The 15,070-nt window shown below is 60.9% G+C and carries 17 protein-coding genes; 2 read left to right on the top strand and 15 right to left on the bottom strand.

Annotated elements, in window-relative coordinates:
* Positions 1 to 4: 4 nt before the first annotated feature.
* From E2F43_RS07225 to E2F43_RS19005, 5 genes are all read right to left on the bottom strand, one after another.
* Positions 5 to 1,057, bottom strand: a complete 1,053-nt coding sequence (locus E2F43_RS07225) for a zinc-dependent alcohol dehydrogenase family protein (protein ID WP_238946877.1) — start codon at positions 1,055 to 1,057, stop codon at positions 5 to 7.
* A 105-nt stretch (positions 1,058 to 1,162) separates the two neighbouring features.
* Complete coding sequence (locus E2F43_RS07230; protein WP_133211200.1) at positions 1,163 to 1,471, bottom strand: DUF1330 domain-containing protein; 309 nt, start codon at positions 1,469 to 1,471, stop codon at positions 1,163 to 1,165.
* A gap of 281 nt (positions 1,472 to 1,752) precedes the next feature.
* Positions 1,753 to 2,343, bottom strand: coding sequence for a hypothetical protein (locus E2F43_RS07235; protein ID WP_133211202.1), 591 nt, complete (start codon positions 2,341 to 2,343; stop codon positions 1,753 to 1,755).
* Positions 2,344 to 2,362: 19 nt separating this feature from the next.
* The gene (locus E2F43_RS07240; protein WP_133211204.1) at positions 2,363 to 2,908 is read right to left on the bottom strand and encodes a hypothetical protein; all 546 of its coding nucleotides are present in this window, start codon (positions 2,906 to 2,908) and stop codon (positions 2,363 to 2,365) included.
* A 24-nt stretch (positions 2,909 to 2,932) separates the two neighbouring features.
* A complete protein-coding gene (locus E2F43_RS19005; RefSeq protein ID WP_165954227.1) occupies positions 2,933 to 3,079 on the bottom strand; it encodes a hypothetical protein in 147 nt (48 codons plus the stop codon).
* 33 nt (positions 3,080 to 3,112) lie between these two features.
* Between E2F43_RS19005 and E2F43_RS07245 the strand changes: the two genes are divergently transcribed.
* Positions 3,113 to 3,919: an N-acyl homoserine lactonase family protein gene (locus E2F43_RS07245; RefSeq protein ID WP_133211206.1), complete on the top strand. Its 807-nt coding sequence runs from the start codon at positions 3,113 to 3,115 to the stop codon at positions 3,917 to 3,919.
* A 90-nt stretch (positions 3,920 to 4,009) separates the two neighbouring features.
* On the opposite strand, the gene E2F43_RS07250 is transcribed toward E2F43_RS07245, so the two are convergent.
* The 6 genes from E2F43_RS07250 to E2F43_RS07275 form a co-directional block, all read right to left on the bottom strand.
* Positions 4,010 to 5,248 (bottom strand): Kelch repeat-containing protein, encoded by a 1,239-nt coding sequence (locus tag E2F43_RS07250; protein WP_133211208.1) that lies wholly within the window; start codon positions 5,246 to 5,248, stop codon positions 4,010 to 4,012.
* Between the two features lie 194 nt (positions 5,249 to 5,442).
* Entirely contained in the window at positions 5,443 to 6,996 is a 1,554-nt protein-coding gene (locus tag E2F43_RS07255) for a long-chain-fatty-acid--CoA ligase (protein ID WP_133211210.1), read from the bottom strand.
* Between the two features lie 26 nt (positions 6,997 to 7,022).
* The gene (locus E2F43_RS07260; protein ID WP_133211212.1) at positions 7,023 to 8,234 is read right to left on the bottom strand and encodes a dihydrolipoamide acetyltransferase family protein; all 1,212 of its coding nucleotides are present in this window, start codon (positions 8,232 to 8,234) and stop codon (positions 7,023 to 7,025) included.
* Positions 8,231 to 9,235 (bottom strand): alpha-ketoacid dehydrogenase subunit beta, encoded by a 1,005-nt coding sequence (locus E2F43_RS07265; protein WP_133211214.1) that lies wholly within the window; start codon positions 9,233 to 9,235, stop codon positions 8,231 to 8,233. Before E2F43_RS07265 ends, E2F43_RS07260 begins: the two co-directional genes overlap by 4 nt.
* Before the next feature lie 2 nt (positions 9,236 to 9,237).
* Entirely contained in the window at positions 9,238 to 10,221 is a 984-nt protein-coding gene (locus E2F43_RS07270; RefSeq protein WP_133211216.1) for a thiamine pyrophosphate-dependent dehydrogenase E1 component subunit alpha, read from the bottom strand.
* Between the two features lie 18 nt (positions 10,222 to 10,239).
* Positions 10,240 to 11,022 carry a ThuA domain-containing protein gene (locus E2F43_RS07275; RefSeq protein WP_238946797.1) on the bottom strand — a complete coding sequence of 261 codons (783 nt, stop codon included), beginning with the start codon at positions 11,020 to 11,022 and terminating at the stop codon, positions 10,240 to 10,242.
* A gap of 217 nt (positions 11,023 to 11,239) precedes the next feature.
* Here E2F43_RS07275 and E2F43_RS07280 point away from each other — a divergent pair, with 217 nt between their 5' ends.
* Positions 11,240 to 11,653, top strand: coding sequence for a hypothetical protein (locus E2F43_RS07280; RefSeq protein WP_133211218.1), 414 nt, complete (start codon positions 11,240 to 11,242; stop codon positions 11,651 to 11,653).
* A 48-nt stretch (positions 11,654 to 11,701) separates the two neighbouring features.
* Here the strand turns inward: E2F43_RS07280 and E2F43_RS07285 are convergent, their stop codons facing one another.
* From E2F43_RS07285 to E2F43_RS07300, 4 genes are read right to left on the bottom strand one after another with little or no spacing between them, the layout of a single operon-like run.
* Positions 11,702 to 12,421, bottom strand: coding sequence for a TorF family putative porin (locus E2F43_RS07285; protein ID WP_133211220.1), 720 nt, complete (start codon positions 12,419 to 12,421; stop codon positions 11,702 to 11,704).
* The gene (locus tag E2F43_RS07290; protein ID WP_133211222.1) at positions 12,411 to 13,724 is read right to left on the bottom strand and encodes a S8 family peptidase; all 1,314 of its coding nucleotides are present in this window, start codon (positions 13,722 to 13,724) and stop codon (positions 12,411 to 12,413) included. The genes E2F43_RS07285 and E2F43_RS07290 overlap by 11 nt, the downstream gene beginning before the upstream one ends.
* A gap of 6 nt (positions 13,725 to 13,730) precedes the next feature.
* Positions 13,731 to 14,393 (bottom strand): zf-HC2 domain-containing protein, encoded by a 663-nt coding sequence (locus tag E2F43_RS07295; protein ID WP_133211224.1) that lies wholly within the window; start codon positions 14,391 to 14,393, stop codon positions 13,731 to 13,733.
* Positions 14,390 to 14,989 carry an RNA polymerase sigma factor gene (locus tag E2F43_RS07300; RefSeq protein WP_133211226.1) on the bottom strand — a complete coding sequence of 200 codons (600 nt, stop codon included), beginning with the start codon at positions 14,987 to 14,989 and terminating at the stop codon, positions 14,390 to 14,392. Before E2F43_RS07300 ends, E2F43_RS07295 begins: the two co-directional genes overlap by 4 nt.
* Between the last annotated feature and the right edge of the window lie 81 nt (positions 14,990 to 15,070).

Consider the following 15,070-nt stretch of genomic DNA (forward strand, 5'->3'; position numbering starts at 1 on the left):
GATACTAATCAAAGTCGAGCAGGATTTTTCCTGACCTGCCGGATTGCTGTGAAGCCCTGACCGCCGCCACGGCATCGGCCAGGGGAAATTGCGCTGCTATCGAAACATTGAACATCCCGCTAGCGCTTAGCCTGCCAAGCTCTCCCATCACCTCACCCAGTTTCGCGGGTGTTTGCGCGGCGAGCCAGCCCGGCAGGTAAAAGCCGCCCACTGTGGCGTTCGTCATCATCAGGTCGCGAGAGAACAGCTGCATCGATGGTCCGGCGAGCGTGCCGTAGAGCAGCATCCTGCCGCCATCCGTGAGCGAAGCGATCATCTGCTCGGCGACTGACCCGCCAACACAGTCGAGGGCAAATTCGACCCCTCTACCCCCCGTCACCCGCTTGACCTCCTCGCGCAGGTCCTGGCTCTCTGTATTGATAACCACGTCACCCAGCTGTTCAGGGAACTGATCGGGCATTTTCTCGCCGCGAACGAGGCTTATCGTCCTGAAGCCATAATGGCGACCGATTGCAGCAGCCAGTTTGCTCACGGCAGAGGCCCCGGCGCTCATCAGCAGCCACTGACCTTCCTCAACCCCCAGAACATGCCGGGTCGCTATCAGCGCCGTCAACGGGTTGAGCATCATCAGCGCTGCCTGTTCGTCAGGCAAGGCCTCCGGCACTGGCGACAGTTGCGCGGGCGCGGCGATCACGTATTCCTGCCAGGTACCGCTCGGCGGCCCGGCGAACAGGGCGACCCGTTTACCCAGCCACTGGGTGCTGTTGACATCAGCGCCGCAGGCGTCGACAACACCCACACCCTCGCCCCCCGGGATGCAGGGGAGTTGGGGATGCAGCTTGCTGCGCTCGACGTCAAAGGAGGGACGCTCCTCCCCGAGGTTCCATATCAGTCGCTCGATGGCCTCCCGGTACTCACCCCGTATGTAGTTGAGGTCTGAGGGGTGCACAGCGGCTTTGGTCATGCGCACCCTGAGCATTCCCGGGCCGGGTTCAGGCTCAGGAGCATCAACGACCTGGAGGCCGCTGAGGTCGTCGGATACGTGGTTTAAGGTCACAGTTTTCAACGGTTTTCTCCTCAGTTATCGGGTCGGAAGGTGCGATTGCTCGCATCCGGGTGCGAGGGGAGGTACAGTGTTTTGCCATTCCCCGACGACAGCTCATCAACGGCCGGGGCTTTCCTCATCATAGCCCTCGACAATAACGATATGGCCGGAGCTGCATTCGTCCCTTATCGCCTTGTATCCCTGGTAAAGGTCGCTGTTGTAAAACTCCTCGGCCTTCGCTATGGAGGGAAATTCGAACAGGACCAGGCGCCGCGGCTCCCAGTCGCCTTCTATTACCTTGTGTTCACCGCCTCTCGCCAGATAGCGGCCGCCTGCGGCCTCAAGCGCGGGTTTTGCCTTGACCATGAACTCCTGGTATCGCTGCGGATCCCGGATATCGACATCATAGATTACATAGGCGGACATCATATACTCCTCAAGTAGCTGTGCCCCGGAATGTCCGGGTTTAGCGGCCTCGATAGCGAGGATCCGCTGTGGATAAGGTGTTACCCGTCTCCTGCTGATCGGGCTTTAACTGGCAACGAGTCTAAATCCCGGCAGAGCACGAGAATGTCATCTACCTGACGTTTCACCCCCTTAATTCTCTAAAAAAAGCATTAAATGGGCCGGAAAGGCCGGTCGCTGCTGTCGCAACAGACAGCCAGTGCTGCAACTTGCCGTGGATAGCGGCAGGTACCAGCCCGACATCATAGCTGTAGCTGGTCAAATTCCCCCAGGTTGATCAGGAATTTGTGGGCCGCAAACTGGACCGAGGCGCGGTCGGCTGCTTCTGAGAGGTGACGTACGCTCTCGGTAATCGCCAGCCACCAGCGCATGTGCTCGGGACTGAGTTGGGCGGCAACCGGGATAAGGTCCCGTGTGACACCGTAGCTGTGGTCTGCGCATGACTTGAGCCTGGCCATATTGTGCAGGTCCAGCTCCACGGTATTGAGCTTTTTGAACAGGGTCGCTACCACTTGCGGGTCGTGTTCCAGTGCCTGGGAGCTCGCGGGTTCGGCATTCTGCTCCAGTAGGGCCACGTCCAGGTGACTCAACACGTCCCGGAGCGCACCGCGCAGGCTCTGGCGCAGCTCCTGTTTTCGATCCCGCTCAAGGCGGCGCTGGATCAATGAGAACAGGCCCACCAGGAAGAATCCTTCCAGGCAGAACCCGATCAGCTCGGGTAGCAGGTTATCCTGGAATGCGCCCTCGGCAGCGTCACGCAGGAAGGAGGACAGCAGGTAGATGCCCGCCAGACCGAAAATCAGCAGTGGAGCGAAGACCAGCAGGCGCCTCAAGGGCTTGTTCTCCCCCGGCTCACTCGCCGGTCACCGGTTGTGCCAAAGCCCTGATCACCCTGGCGATGCGATCAGCTTCCTGGGGGGTCAGGTCCAGTGGCACATTCTGCAGGTAGACGACCAGGTTTTCGCGAATGGGCACGGGGAAGATTTCGTGCGGGCTGCGCGGCGGATTAAGCGCCAATTCCTCCCGGGCTCGAGCCTGCCCCGGGTCGTCACGCGCCGCCACCAGTTGTACTTCCGGTGTCTCTCCCTCGATGCTGCTGAAACTGTTGGGGTCGTCGGCCCAGCTGAAAAAATCGCGCAGACCGGCTTTCAGCCGTTCGTTATAGATTTGCAGGGTTTCAGGTCGGATAGTGGAGCCCTGCAGCTTGTGAAAGCGGGTGCAGAGTTCGTCGACGTCCAACTGGCGAAGGTCCCGGCGCTCGTAGGACCTGAGTTGGACCAGTAGCTGGTCCGCCGCCTTTTTGCGAGCCCGGGCCGTGCCGGGACGGATGGCGCCCGCCATCGCGCCTTGCCGCAAGAAGTCCAGGAAAGCTTCCTCTGAATAGTCCCCTTGCGCCATCTCAACGTCCCCCGGTTGCTCTGCCTAGTGTAGTACCCATTGAGCTTGCGCGTACAGCAGCGTACTGCCTTTCTCTATCGAAGGGTCTTCCCTGAAGCCCGCCTTTTCATCAAACCGACGCTCCCTGGCATTGCTCTTGTTGGGCTCCAGGAAATTCTGCACTATGCTCATCTATTCATTCCCTCGACACCGACCGGAGAAAACATGAAGTACGTCTTGTCGTTACTACTGCTGCTCTCGTTACCGGTACAGGCGGGGCCGAAGCTCTATGTCTTTGACTGCGGCCTGATCAAACTGGAAAGCCTTGAGTTATTCAACCTCAAACCTGCCGATTCCCCGGTGAGGGAAATGGTTGTCCCCTGTTTCCTGGTGGAGCACGCGAAGGGCAGACTGCTTTTCGACGGTGGATTGCCCAGGCATGTGGCAGACAGTGCCGAACCTGTCGCGATTGAGGGCGGATCCCTGGTGTACGACCGCTGGATCCTCGATCAGCTGGCGGACATGGGCCTGGTGGCAGGGGACATCGACTTTGCCGCCTATTCCCACCTTCACTTTGACCACGCCGGTGCGGCCAACTCGTTTGTCGATTCGACCGTACTGATGCAACAGCGAGAATGGGATGCGGCCTTTACGCAGGAGCAAGGGTTTATTGACGTGTCGCTGGTTGAAGGACTGAAGCAGGCCGATGTCAGATTTGTCGACGGCGATCATGACGTATTTGGTGATGGCACCGTGCAGCTCATCCTGGCCCCTGGGCATACGCCCGGCCACCAGCTGCTATTACTGGAGCTCGAAAGCCGCGGGAAAATTCTGCTCTCCGGGGACCTGTACCACACCCAGGCCAGCCGCAAGCTGCGTCGGGTACCGACCTTTAACAGTGATGAGCAGCAGACCTACGCGTCTATGGATCGCATAGAAGCCCTGCTCAAGGAGACCGGCGCCACCCTGTGGATCGAACATGATAAAAGCCTGTTCGACACCTTGAAAAAGGCTCCGGATTATTACGACTGAGCGCAAAGTCACTGCCACCACATCCATCACCCCGGTATTCACCGACCCCCGGGGATGGATGCCTGTGTCGATAAGCAGGTAATGCGGCTGCTATTGTGGCGTGTACACCTCGGTAGCGGCGATTGGCGTCCCCTGGTGATCAGGAGCCCTGCCGCCGGCGATGATGATCTGGCCGCTGATTTTTTCAGCAACGGTGTCGCCGCGTGCCTCAGGCAAATCGGCAATACGACGCCAACGATTGGCAGCCGGGTCGTATCGGAACGAGCGGGTTAAGGGCTGGGGTGCGAAGCCCCCGAAGACGTAAAGGTAATCGTTGAGCGCTACCACGGCCGCGCTGGTAAAGGCGGCCGGCGCCGGATCCAGTGTCTGCCATTCATCGGCGACCGGATCATAGCGTTCGACAGTGTCGCTGAACTCGAACCCCCCCATACGATTGGCGCCGCCGACGGCATAGATGAGGCCGTCGACCGTGCCAACCCCCATGCGCCGCCGCGCGGTCGGCATCTCCGCGCCGGCAGACCAACGGTTGCGTGCCGGATTGTAGATAAATACCGAGGCTTCAGCAGGCGCAAATGGACTGAGGCGATCGCCACCGCTGCCCCCGATCATATAGATCCGCTTACCCAGGGTCACGCTGGAAGCGCTAAAGCGACCCTCGGGGAGGCGTGCGCGACTGCGCCAGCTATTGGTGCGGGGGTTGTACGCTTCCACCACGGCTTCCACCTGACCGCCAGCGCTGCCCCCCATCACATAGCACTCGCCCTTGAATGCGCTGGCGGTCGCCCAGGCTCGCGGCGTCGGCATGTTCGCACGGCGCCGCCATGTATCTGTGACAGGATCGTATTCCTGGGTGGAGTCCAGCGGCGACCCGGTCTCCCAGCCGCCACCGAACACATACAGTTTACCGTTGACCGTACAGCTGGCCCTCACGGCACCCCCAACCGGCATATCCTGGCCTGAGCGGTAGCTGTCGGGCTCTGCAAACAGTGGGGACAGGTAATAGCGTTCATCAGAAGCGAGAATGGCCAGCAAGTCGTCATTGCCCTCGAATGCGGCCGTCGACAGTCGACAGGACTGCGCCCGTCCCCCGCAGAAACCCCGATCAACTCTTCTCCAGGCGACAAACACACTGCCGTCGCTCGGAACTGCGATAAATTCCTGGTCGAAGAAGGTATCGGTGACTTCGACAACACAGGTCTCTCCCGAGGGGCAGAAGTAATCACCGGAGCTGGTCTCCACCGTGCCGTCGTCGGGGACGGTGATTACTATTTTGCATCCCGTGATGGAGAGCAGCACGGTAACCATCACAAGGCAACAGAGCGTGCGCATGGACTCAAGGACTGACCTTTGCCGACCGTACCCGGAAAGGTAGTGCAACTACCCGGGGTTCGCAAGCAAGGCCTGTGCAACAGGAGGTCGACCGACGGTGTTGATTTGCAGTTAAAGCTGACCCGGGATGGGAGTGAACCCGTGAGTACATTACGGACTGGCGGACGCCATGTCCCTGGCAGGGCAGCGCGAGCCTAGCCGATCTCGCGGCCCTGCGCCTGCCAGAAGGGTTCCCGCAGGATCTTCTTGAGAATCTTGCCCGAGGGATTGCGCGGCAGTTCGTCGATCACCTGTAATTGACGGGGAATCTTGTAGCCGGCGATCTTGTCGCGGCAGAATTCCACCATCTCGTCGACGTCCAGTGACATACCGGGCTTGGTGACCACGAAAGCCAGCAGTGCCTCGCCGTACTTGTCGTCGGGCACGCCTATGACCGCCACGTCCGCCACAGCCGTGTGCTTGGCCAGGGCATTTTCCACCTCCACGGGATAGATGTTCTCGCCGCCGCTGACCACCATGTCCTTGATGCGGTCCTTGAGGTACAGGTAGCCCTCCTCGTCGAGATAGCCGGCGTCCCCGGTGTGTATCCAGCCCTCGGTGAGGTTATCAGCTGTAGCGTCGGGCAGGTTGTAGTAGTGCAGCATATTGGTGTCGGACTTGACCCATATCTCGCCGACCTCGCCGGTGGCGACCGCCTTGCCCTCCGGGTCCATGATCCTGATTTCCACGCCAACAGAGGGGCGCCCGCAGGAGCGCAGCAGGTCGGGCTTGCCCGCCAGTGCCCGGCGGTGGTCATCCGGGGTGAGATTCACCACCGTGCCCGAGGTCTCGGTCATGCCGTACATCTGCACGAACTCGCACTGGAATACCTCGATGGCGCGGCGTAGAACGGTTTCAGAGATGGGAGAGGCGCCGTAGAAAATTGTCTGCAGCTGGCTGAAGTCCCGCTGGTCGATATCCGGCAGTTTCAGGATGGCCATGATCATCGCCGGCACCAGGAATATACTGGTGACCGGGTTGTTCTCCATGTCATCCACCAGTTGCTCCGGGTCGAATACACGATGTAGCAGGGTGTGCTGCCCGTTGAAGATGCCCGCTATTGTCGAACCGGTGCCGCCAATATGGAACAGGGGCGCACATACAATGCCGGCAGATCCAGGCTGGGGTCGCCTGGGCGTGGCGATGAGGTTCATCAGGGTCAACTGCAGGAGGTTGTAGTGTGAGGTCACCACGCCCTTGGGGTTACCGGTGGTGCCGCTGGTGTAAAGCTGGATGAAGGGCGCATAGCGGTCCACGTCCACTCGCGGGGCAGTCGCTGGGAACCGTTCGAGCCAGGCGTCCCAATGGAGGCTGTCCGGATGGCTGCCGGTAATCAGGTCGACACCAGCCGGCAACAGGTCACGCAGAGCCTCCAGGGTCCGCTCCACGCCTTCTGTCACCAGCAGTATCCTGGCATTGGCATCACTGATCACGAAGGCCAGTTCTGCCGAGGCCAGGCGGTAATTGAGGGGCACGGATACTGCCCCGATCTTGCTGGCGGCCATGAATAGCAGGCAATGCTCGATACTGTTTTCCCCCAGTACAGCCACCCGCTGGCCTGGCTCGATACCCAGATCGAGAAAACCGTTGGCCAGGCGATTGGCGGCAGCGTCTACCTCGCCATAGCTCAGGTGAGTGTCGCCGTGACTCAGACAGGGCGCATCCGGCGTATTGCGGGCGTAGTACTCCAGGAAATGGTGAACCAGCATGACTGTCTCCCTAGGGGCCGCTGAGGTCAGTTGCCCAGCGCATCGATCTCGCGTTTCAGCGCCGCCATAAAGCTGGCGCCTACCGCCCCGTCGATGGCGCGGTGGTCGCAGGAAAGAGTGGCGTTTATGACGGTGGCCACTGCCAGTTCGCCGTCTTTCGCCACCGGTCTTTCCTGCGCCGCTCCCAGTGCCAGAATGGCGCCCGCTGGCGGATTGATGATGGCGGTGAACTGGTCGATGCCAAACATGCCAAGGTTGGATAGGGTGAATGAGGCGCCGCTGATGTCTTCCCGGGTGAGGTCTCCGGCCTTTGCCCTGGCCGCCAGTTCGACGGTGGCTGCTGCAATTTGCTCCGGCGCCATATTCTCCGCACCACGAATGGTGGCGGGGAACAGGCCGTCATCCGTGGCGATGGCCACGCCGATATTGGCCTGCTGGAACTGGTGTACGCTGTCGTCGATCACGTTGATGTTGACTCGCGGTTCGGCGAGCAGGGCTCGTGCCACGCAGTACACCAGCAGGTCGTTCAGTGAAATTCGGGTGGAGGCCTTGTCATTGAGTGCTCTGCGATAGCGCAGCAGGCCATCGATTTCCCACTCGACGGACAAGTAGTAGTGGGGTATCTCCTGCTTGGCGTCGACCAGACGCCGGGCGGTGGTCTTGCGGGTGGCACTGAAGGGTGTGATCTGCACGCCGTTATCATTGCTTGCGGGGCCTGCTGGGGCATCGCCGGAGGCGGCGGCTCGGACGTCCTCCTGGGTTATGCGGCCATTGCGACCGCTGCCGCTCACCGTGCCCAGGTCGACACCCAGTTCTTCCGCCAGGCGCCGCACTACCGGGCTGGCCCGGCGTCCACCTGCCGCAGGCGCGCCAGCGGCTGCAGCCGGTGCCGATGCTGCAGCGGCAGGGGCCGGTTCCTCCGCCTGGGGTGCTTCTTCCGTCGCCACACCGGCGTAGTCGGTGATATAGGCATCAATGCTGGCGTCGTCGACATCCGCAGCGGCGATGATACCGAGTAAGTGGCCCACCCGGCGGGCTTCCCCTTCTTCAACCAGTCTCCGGCGCAGAATGCCGTCGGCAGGGGCTTCCCATACGTTGACGATCTTGTCGGATTCGATCTCCAGGATTTCCTCGCCCTTGCTCACCGCGTCACCGGGCTGCTTGAGCCAGCTATTGATGGTGCCTTCGACCATCTCGATGCCCCACTTGGGAATAGCGATCGGGTAGATATCGCTCATTGCAGGGTCTCCCGGATAGCCGCCTGAATCTTGTCAATAGACGGCACGTATTCTGCCTCGAGGTCGGGGGAAAAGGGCACCGGGGTGTGCGGCGCACACACCTGCTTGACCGGTGCCTGCAGGGAGCGGAACGCTTTCTCGCTGACCATGGCGGCGATATCCGCGGTAAGCCCGCAGCGGGGAGGGGATTCGTCCACCACCACCAGGCGACCGGTGGCTGCCACGCTCTCCAGGATCGTTTCGCTGTCCAGCGGCGAGGTGGTGCGCGGGTCGACCAGGTCGCAGCTGATGCCCTGGGCTTCCAGCCCGTCGATCGCCGCCATGGCGCGGCCCACCATCTGGCCGAAGGCCACCACGGTGACATCGTCGCCTTCCCGTGGCATCGCCGCTTCGCCGAAGGGAATGGTGTAGGGCTCGTCCGGCACCTCACAGGCCTCCTGGTACAGGGCCTTGGGTTCGAAGAACAGCACCGGGTCGTCGTCGCGAATGGCGCTGAGCAGCAGTCCCTTGGCATCGTAGGCGTTAGAGGGAATTACTACCTTCAGGCCGGGCACCGCGGTCATCATCTGGTACATGGTCTGGCTGTGCTGGGCGGCGGCGCTGAAGCCAGCGCCGCAGGCGAAGCGGATCACTGCCGGGCAGCGGGTCTTGCCGCCGAACATGTAGCGGAACTTGGCCATCTGGTTGACGATCTGGTCCATGCATACGCCGATAAAGTCTGAGAACATGATCTCCGCCACCGGACGCATGCCGACCAGGGCGGCGCCCGCAGCGGCGCCGACGATGGCTGACTCCGAGATGGGGGTATCGATACAGCGCAGGGGGCCGAACTTTTCATACAGGCCTGCGGTAACGCCGAAGACACCGCCGGCACACCCGACAGTGCCATCGGAGCCGTTGCCGCCGGCCACGTCTTCACCGATGACGAATACGGTGTCGTCGACTGCCATCTCCTGGTGCAGGGCCTCGTTGATGGCATCGCGCATGGTTTTCTCTGGCATGATCAGGCACCTCCCTGCGCATAGTTGATATAGACATCGCTATCGAGATCGGCCGCGGTCGGGCGGGGGGCTGTCCTGGCTTCGGCCACCGCCTCGTCGATCAGGCTCAGCACCTCGGCGTCGATGGTATCCAACTCCTCTGCGCTGACGTCACCATACTCCCCCACCCGAGCGCGGAAGTGCTGCAGGCAATCCCGCTCCCCCCGCAGGTTGTCCAGTTCACCCTCGCCGCGATAGCCCTGGGGGTCGCCCACGAAGTGGCCCTGGAAGCGGCCCTGTTCACAGAAAATGCCCGCCGGTCCGTTGCCGGCACGGGCGTGGCCGATGGCCTCACCCGCCGCCCGGTACACATCAAAAAAGTCGGCGCCGTCGGCGACAAACACCGGGAAGCCAAAGCCTTCGGTGCGCGCCTTGAGGTCGTCGCAGCCTACCGCGTAGTTGATGGAGGTGTGTTCCGAGTAGTAGTTGTTCTCGATCACGAAGATGGCCGGCACCTTGAGCACCACCGCCAGGTTCATGGCCTCGAAGCAGGTGCCCTGGTTGACCGAGCCGTCACCTGAGAAAGATACCGATACATTGTCGCGGCCGCGGATCTTGGCCGCCAGTGCCGCGCCCACAGAGATGGGCGGGCCGCCTGCGACGATGCCATTGGCGCCGAGAATTCCATTGTCCACGTCGGCAATATGCATGCTGCCGCCCTTGCCCTTGCACAGGCCGCTGGCAGCACCCCATAGCTCCGCCATCATGCCTTTTACGTCGGCACCGCGGGCAATACAGTGACCGTGGCCGCGGTGGGTGGAAATTATGGTGTCGTTGCCGGACAGGTGTTCACATACGCCCACCGCGTTGGCTTCCTGGCCGGTATAGAGGTGAGTGAAGCCGGCGATCTGGCCGTTCATGATCTCGGTGAAGGTGCGCTCCTCGAACTCGCGTATGGTTTTCATCTGCCGGTATGCCCGCAGCAATCCGTCTTTATCCAGGCCCATCTGTTCGCTCCTGTTGCTCTATTTGTGCAGCGTGCCCATAGCCCAACGCAGGCCACGGCGCAGCAGTTCGTAGTACTCGTCGGTCTTCCAGGCGCCAAATTCCGATTCCGGGTACTCCTCCATCAGCGGCTGCATGTCGTACTTGCCGCGGCAGTGCCCCAGGGTGAGGTACAGCACCTCGCCCTCGCCGTAGGGGTGCAGGTACATGCAGGGGCGCGGCTCGTCGTCTTTCCACTGGTCGCTGGTAAAAGCCTCGGTAGTGCCGGTCCAGTGGGTGTGCAGCAGGGTGTGTTGTTCGCCGTGCAGGCTGCACAGGTAGAGTTCGTCATCCACCGTGAACGGGTTGATGCCCGCTACCAGGGGGTGATCCGGATCGCTTACCTCCACCTGGTAGGGCTCGATGGGTGGGTGGGACAGGAATTGGCTGCCCAGCAGTTCCATGAAGTCGTTGTTTTCCCGCGGGCAGTCGACCCGCCCGTCCTCCAGGAAGCACAGGATGGAATTAGTGCCGTGCAGGGCAAACCACTTGCCCCCGCTGCGCATATGCTGACAAAGGCGCCGGGTCTGGTCGGGAGTCGGCATTACGTCGCAGGTGTATGTCACAATGACGTCGGCGCTGCAGATGGCGTCGATATCGCTGTAGTCACTCCCCACCTGCACCTTGAGGCGTGGCTGTTCTGCCATCAGCTTGAGCAGTTCAAGTCGGGCGTAGTCGATGTTGTGGTACTTGCCACCTGCTACCAGGTAGACATCAAGTCGGTCGCTTTTGGACATGGTCGGGCTGACGTTGTTTTTGCGCAAGTTAGCACGGCCTCTGGCCAAAAACAATCAGAATTGACTGTTTATTTTTTGCTGCGTTACGGTATGGCCCAATCAGCCATAATTACCGTTTTTCGGATGTTCCGAAGTACGATCCCCGGCCATGAGTTACCGTTGCCTGGCCGGCCTTTCACCAGGGACGCCTCGCGGTCTGAAGGATGTCGGCACCGATTAACTCAAAACACAGGGAAAATAATCCATGGATGCATACAGTTTGGCAATAATCGCCTCCGCCAGCTTTTTTTTGGCCGGGCTGGTACTCGGTGTCTGGAAGTACCGGGCGATGGCCACCAGCAAAGACGGCCTGGCACATCCCTATATTGATATCGCCCACAGAGCAGCGCTGATGTATGCCTTTGCCTCGGTCATGATCGCGGTGTTCGTCCAGATCAGCCAGCTTTCGCCGCGAGTCGAGTTATTCGCGGTGAGCCTGCTGGTGGCTTACTTCGCCATGGCGATCATCACTTACATCGTTCAGGGCCTGCGTAAGGACACCGATAATCAGGTCAAGGATATGAGCGCCTCCGCAGTGGTGTTCATGTGGTCGCTGATCGCGGCAGAAATCGGCGGCTTCCTGATTATCTTCTATGGGCTGATACAGGCGCTACTGTAATCAGAAGGAGTTGTCCCACCCCTTACCCGGGGTGTCATGGCGTGTACCTTACCAGTGCCAGTTGATCTGGGCGATCCACTCCCGGTCCGCCTGCGCGTCCGGGTAGGCTGTATTCATGCCGAAGCCCTGGTGAAATTGCAGCTGCATACTCCAGGAGCCGAACAGGTAGCCCAGGCTCAGTTGCAGGTAAGCGTAGTCATCGCCCGCAGTTCCTCCCTGTGTCACCCAGCCTGCGGTGCCCGCGCCCAGCAATTGCGGCACAAACGACCAGCGCCCGGTCACTGCTCCCACGTGCTGGTGTCTTCCCAGGCCCCACAGGTCCGGTGTATAGGTGTAATCGAATACCAGGTGAGGCGAATACTCCAGGCTGAGCGTGGTCTCGCGGTAGTCCTGTGAGCCGCGGTCCGCGTCCCACGGGTACCGGTACCAGCTCTGGACAATGGCCAGGCTCCAGGAGGTCGTTGCAGGCCACTGATAACCGATAGCGGCCATGGCCTGCCACTCATTGTCGCTTTCCTGGTAAGGGTAGGGTTCGGGTATATTCAGCTTCGTCAGCCAACCGTGGGTGAACAGACCCGAGCGGTGTTCCACGGCAATGTTCAGGTGGGGAATCAGGTCTTTTTGACCCAGAACAACGCCCCGATTGACAAAGCCACTACCAGCGCCAAGTCTGCCGGACCAGGATAGCCCGGTAGCGGCAGCGTTGGCAGTGAGACAGAAACAAAACGCCGCCGCCGTGAACACCGGGGACAAAGCCTTAAGGTGCATGACCGTCCTGTCCCGCGAACCGGCGGCCGGGTCCAACGTGTTCCGTGAGCTCATTCGTGGCGGTATCGGGACCGTCCTGTTTTGCAACACCGGGGCGCAGACCCTGGCGCAGCATCCGGTTGAGCCAGTTCGTACGATGCTCTGCTGATAGCCTGCTTTCGCTTTCCAGCGACAAGGCCGTCAGGCCGGTCACCAGGGCGGTCGCCATCGAAGAGCCTGAGTAGTAGTCGTAACCACCCCCCGGTCCCGTGCTCAGGACTTCCGTCAGCGGTGCCCGAACTACCAGTGCTTTTCTTTCCGGCGCATGATCAATGTATTCTCCCGGTTCCTCCCTTACTGCAATAACGCCCGGTAGCAGTGCGGGATAGCGCTGCTGGCCTTGCCCCGGATCCGCAGCGGCAATTAACTGGCCCCGGTCCAGGGCTACCGCCACCAGCCTGGCAACCAGGGGATCAGGAGGCCCTGACAGGCTCAGATTGATAATGTCCAGCTGCCTGTTGATGGCAAAGTCGATGGCGCGTGCCACGGTAAAGCTGTCGCACTCCGCCAGGCTGGAATGACTACCGACCTGACGGCAGGCCCGGAGGGAATGAATGCGTGCATCGGGTGCCAGACCGACAATGCCGAGTTTGTTGTTCGCGCGTGCTGCGATAACGCCCGCCACCGCGGTACCATGGATACCGGAGTCCGGGGTGACCGCCTCACCGACCAGGAATACTTCCTCGCTCGCGATCTGGTGGCGCAATTCCGGGTGTCTTGCATCCAGACCGGTATCGATAATTGCCACATCCACGCCCAGGCCAGTGGCACGTTGGTGCAGCCCCAGTACAAAGTCCCGCGCATTGCCGTACTGAAGATTAAAATAGGGATCGTTGTACGTGGGCGTCGCGCGGGTCGAGTACTGTTCCAGGCGCTGGGCGCTCTCCACCCGAGGATCTGCAGTCAGGCGGTCAAGGAACTCCTCTACCTCCTCATCGGGCGGCATGTCGTAAAGGCCACAGTAAACGCCCAGGGATTCAATCACCCAGCCGGTTTGCCCGGTAATCCCGTAGTCGCGCGCGACGCGCTGCAGTTGTTGCCGTGTGCTCAGGGGGGCGTCGTAACGTCCCCGGTAACTGCTGCTGTTAAAGGCATCCAGCAGACCGGCCTCGTGGGTTTCGCCGAGGGTCACCGTGACCAGTATTTGGGGCGCGGGTACCGCCGTGGGGCGAGATCCCGGTTCAGGCAACCCCTGGCAGGCGCACAGGCAGAACACCAGCAACAATGTGCCGCGAAACAGCCTCGTGTGAGACCTGAGGCTCATCGCAGGTCAGCGGTCACTGTGTGCCGCCAGTTCCGCAAGCAGCACTTCCGGACGGGTGCGCAACTCGCCAAGAACATCTTCTGTCGGTCTGTTGCCCGGGGGGACCACCAGCGTAAAACTGCCGCGTTCCGAGGGTCCGTCGACCACCCGGGCCCCCAGCTCGCGTATCACCTGCTGCACAGATCCATGTCGCGCTTCATCACTGAAAACCACCCGAAAAACCGGTCCTGTGACCGCAGACGAGGTGGCGGGTACAGTGGAACGCGTTTGATAGGTTATCGGTGTTGGTGCAACACTGAGCGTTTGCCACTGGAGCGCCAGTGCGACGCCGAGGAACACCGCGGTTGCGGCCAGGGCAAACCAGGGAGCGGATGCCCATTTCCTGCGCCGCTTGCGATCATCGCCTGTCGTGTTGGCAATGTTTCTGAACAGTCGAAGCCGGTTGCCATTGCGTGTCTCCGAGGACAGCATGGCTTCCAGATTTCCGGGGGGATGCGACATTGTCTCGACCCATTGCAGGTCGCGGCGATGGGCCGAAGCACAGCTCGCACAGATGGCGATATGCTCCTGCACCTGCCGCTGTCGCCTGCTGTTCAGTTGACCGTGAATAAAGGCGGGCAGCAAAAGAGCGACCTCTTCGTGGGAAATATCAGCGCGCGGGTGTGTCATGGTGTGGTCTTCTCGAAGAAATCATCCGCTGCGAGAGCCTGGTTGCCTTCACTCAATAGTGTGTGCAATCTGCGGCGGCCATAATGAAGTCGGGTCTTGGCGGTATTAACCGGACAAGCGCATACCTCAGCAATTTCCTCGCAGCTCATACCGTGGAAATAGGCCAGTTCAATCGCGACTCGGTGATCCTCACTCAGCTGCCCCAGGGCCCATTCCAGGGCGTCCAGCGTGGCCAGGCGAGCCTCGTCGAGCCCCGGACATTCACAGGGGATGGGTCCATCTACGATACGTTGCCAGCCCCGTTCGCGTTGCAGTCTGTTGAATGCGCAGTGCCGGGCAATCCCCAGCACCCAGGTCAGCACCCTGGAATCGCCGCGAAAAGTGTCCGCCTTCTGCCAGACCACCAGCATGACATCGTTCAGGACCTCCTCGACGACCGAGGGGGATTGCGTGTGGCGATAGATGAACCTGACCAGGGACATATAAAGCAGGTCATATAACTGGCCGAATGCCTGCAGTGAGCCGCCGGCAGTACCGGCGAGTAACTCCCGGTGATGCTGGTCTTCCGCGTTTGCCTTACTGTTGCGTTCCTCCATGGCATCCTCTGGACTTCACCGACCGGCCTGGCTCGCAACTATTGCGTGGTCGCCAGGGACGCGGACCACTACGCAGTGGCA

Origin of the sequence: Seongchinamella unica (assembly GCF_004354085.1) — a bacterium.
In the GTDB taxonomy this organism is placed as follows: Bacteria; Pseudomonadota; Gammaproteobacteria; order Pseudomonadales; family Halieaceae; genus Halioglobus; species Halioglobus unicus.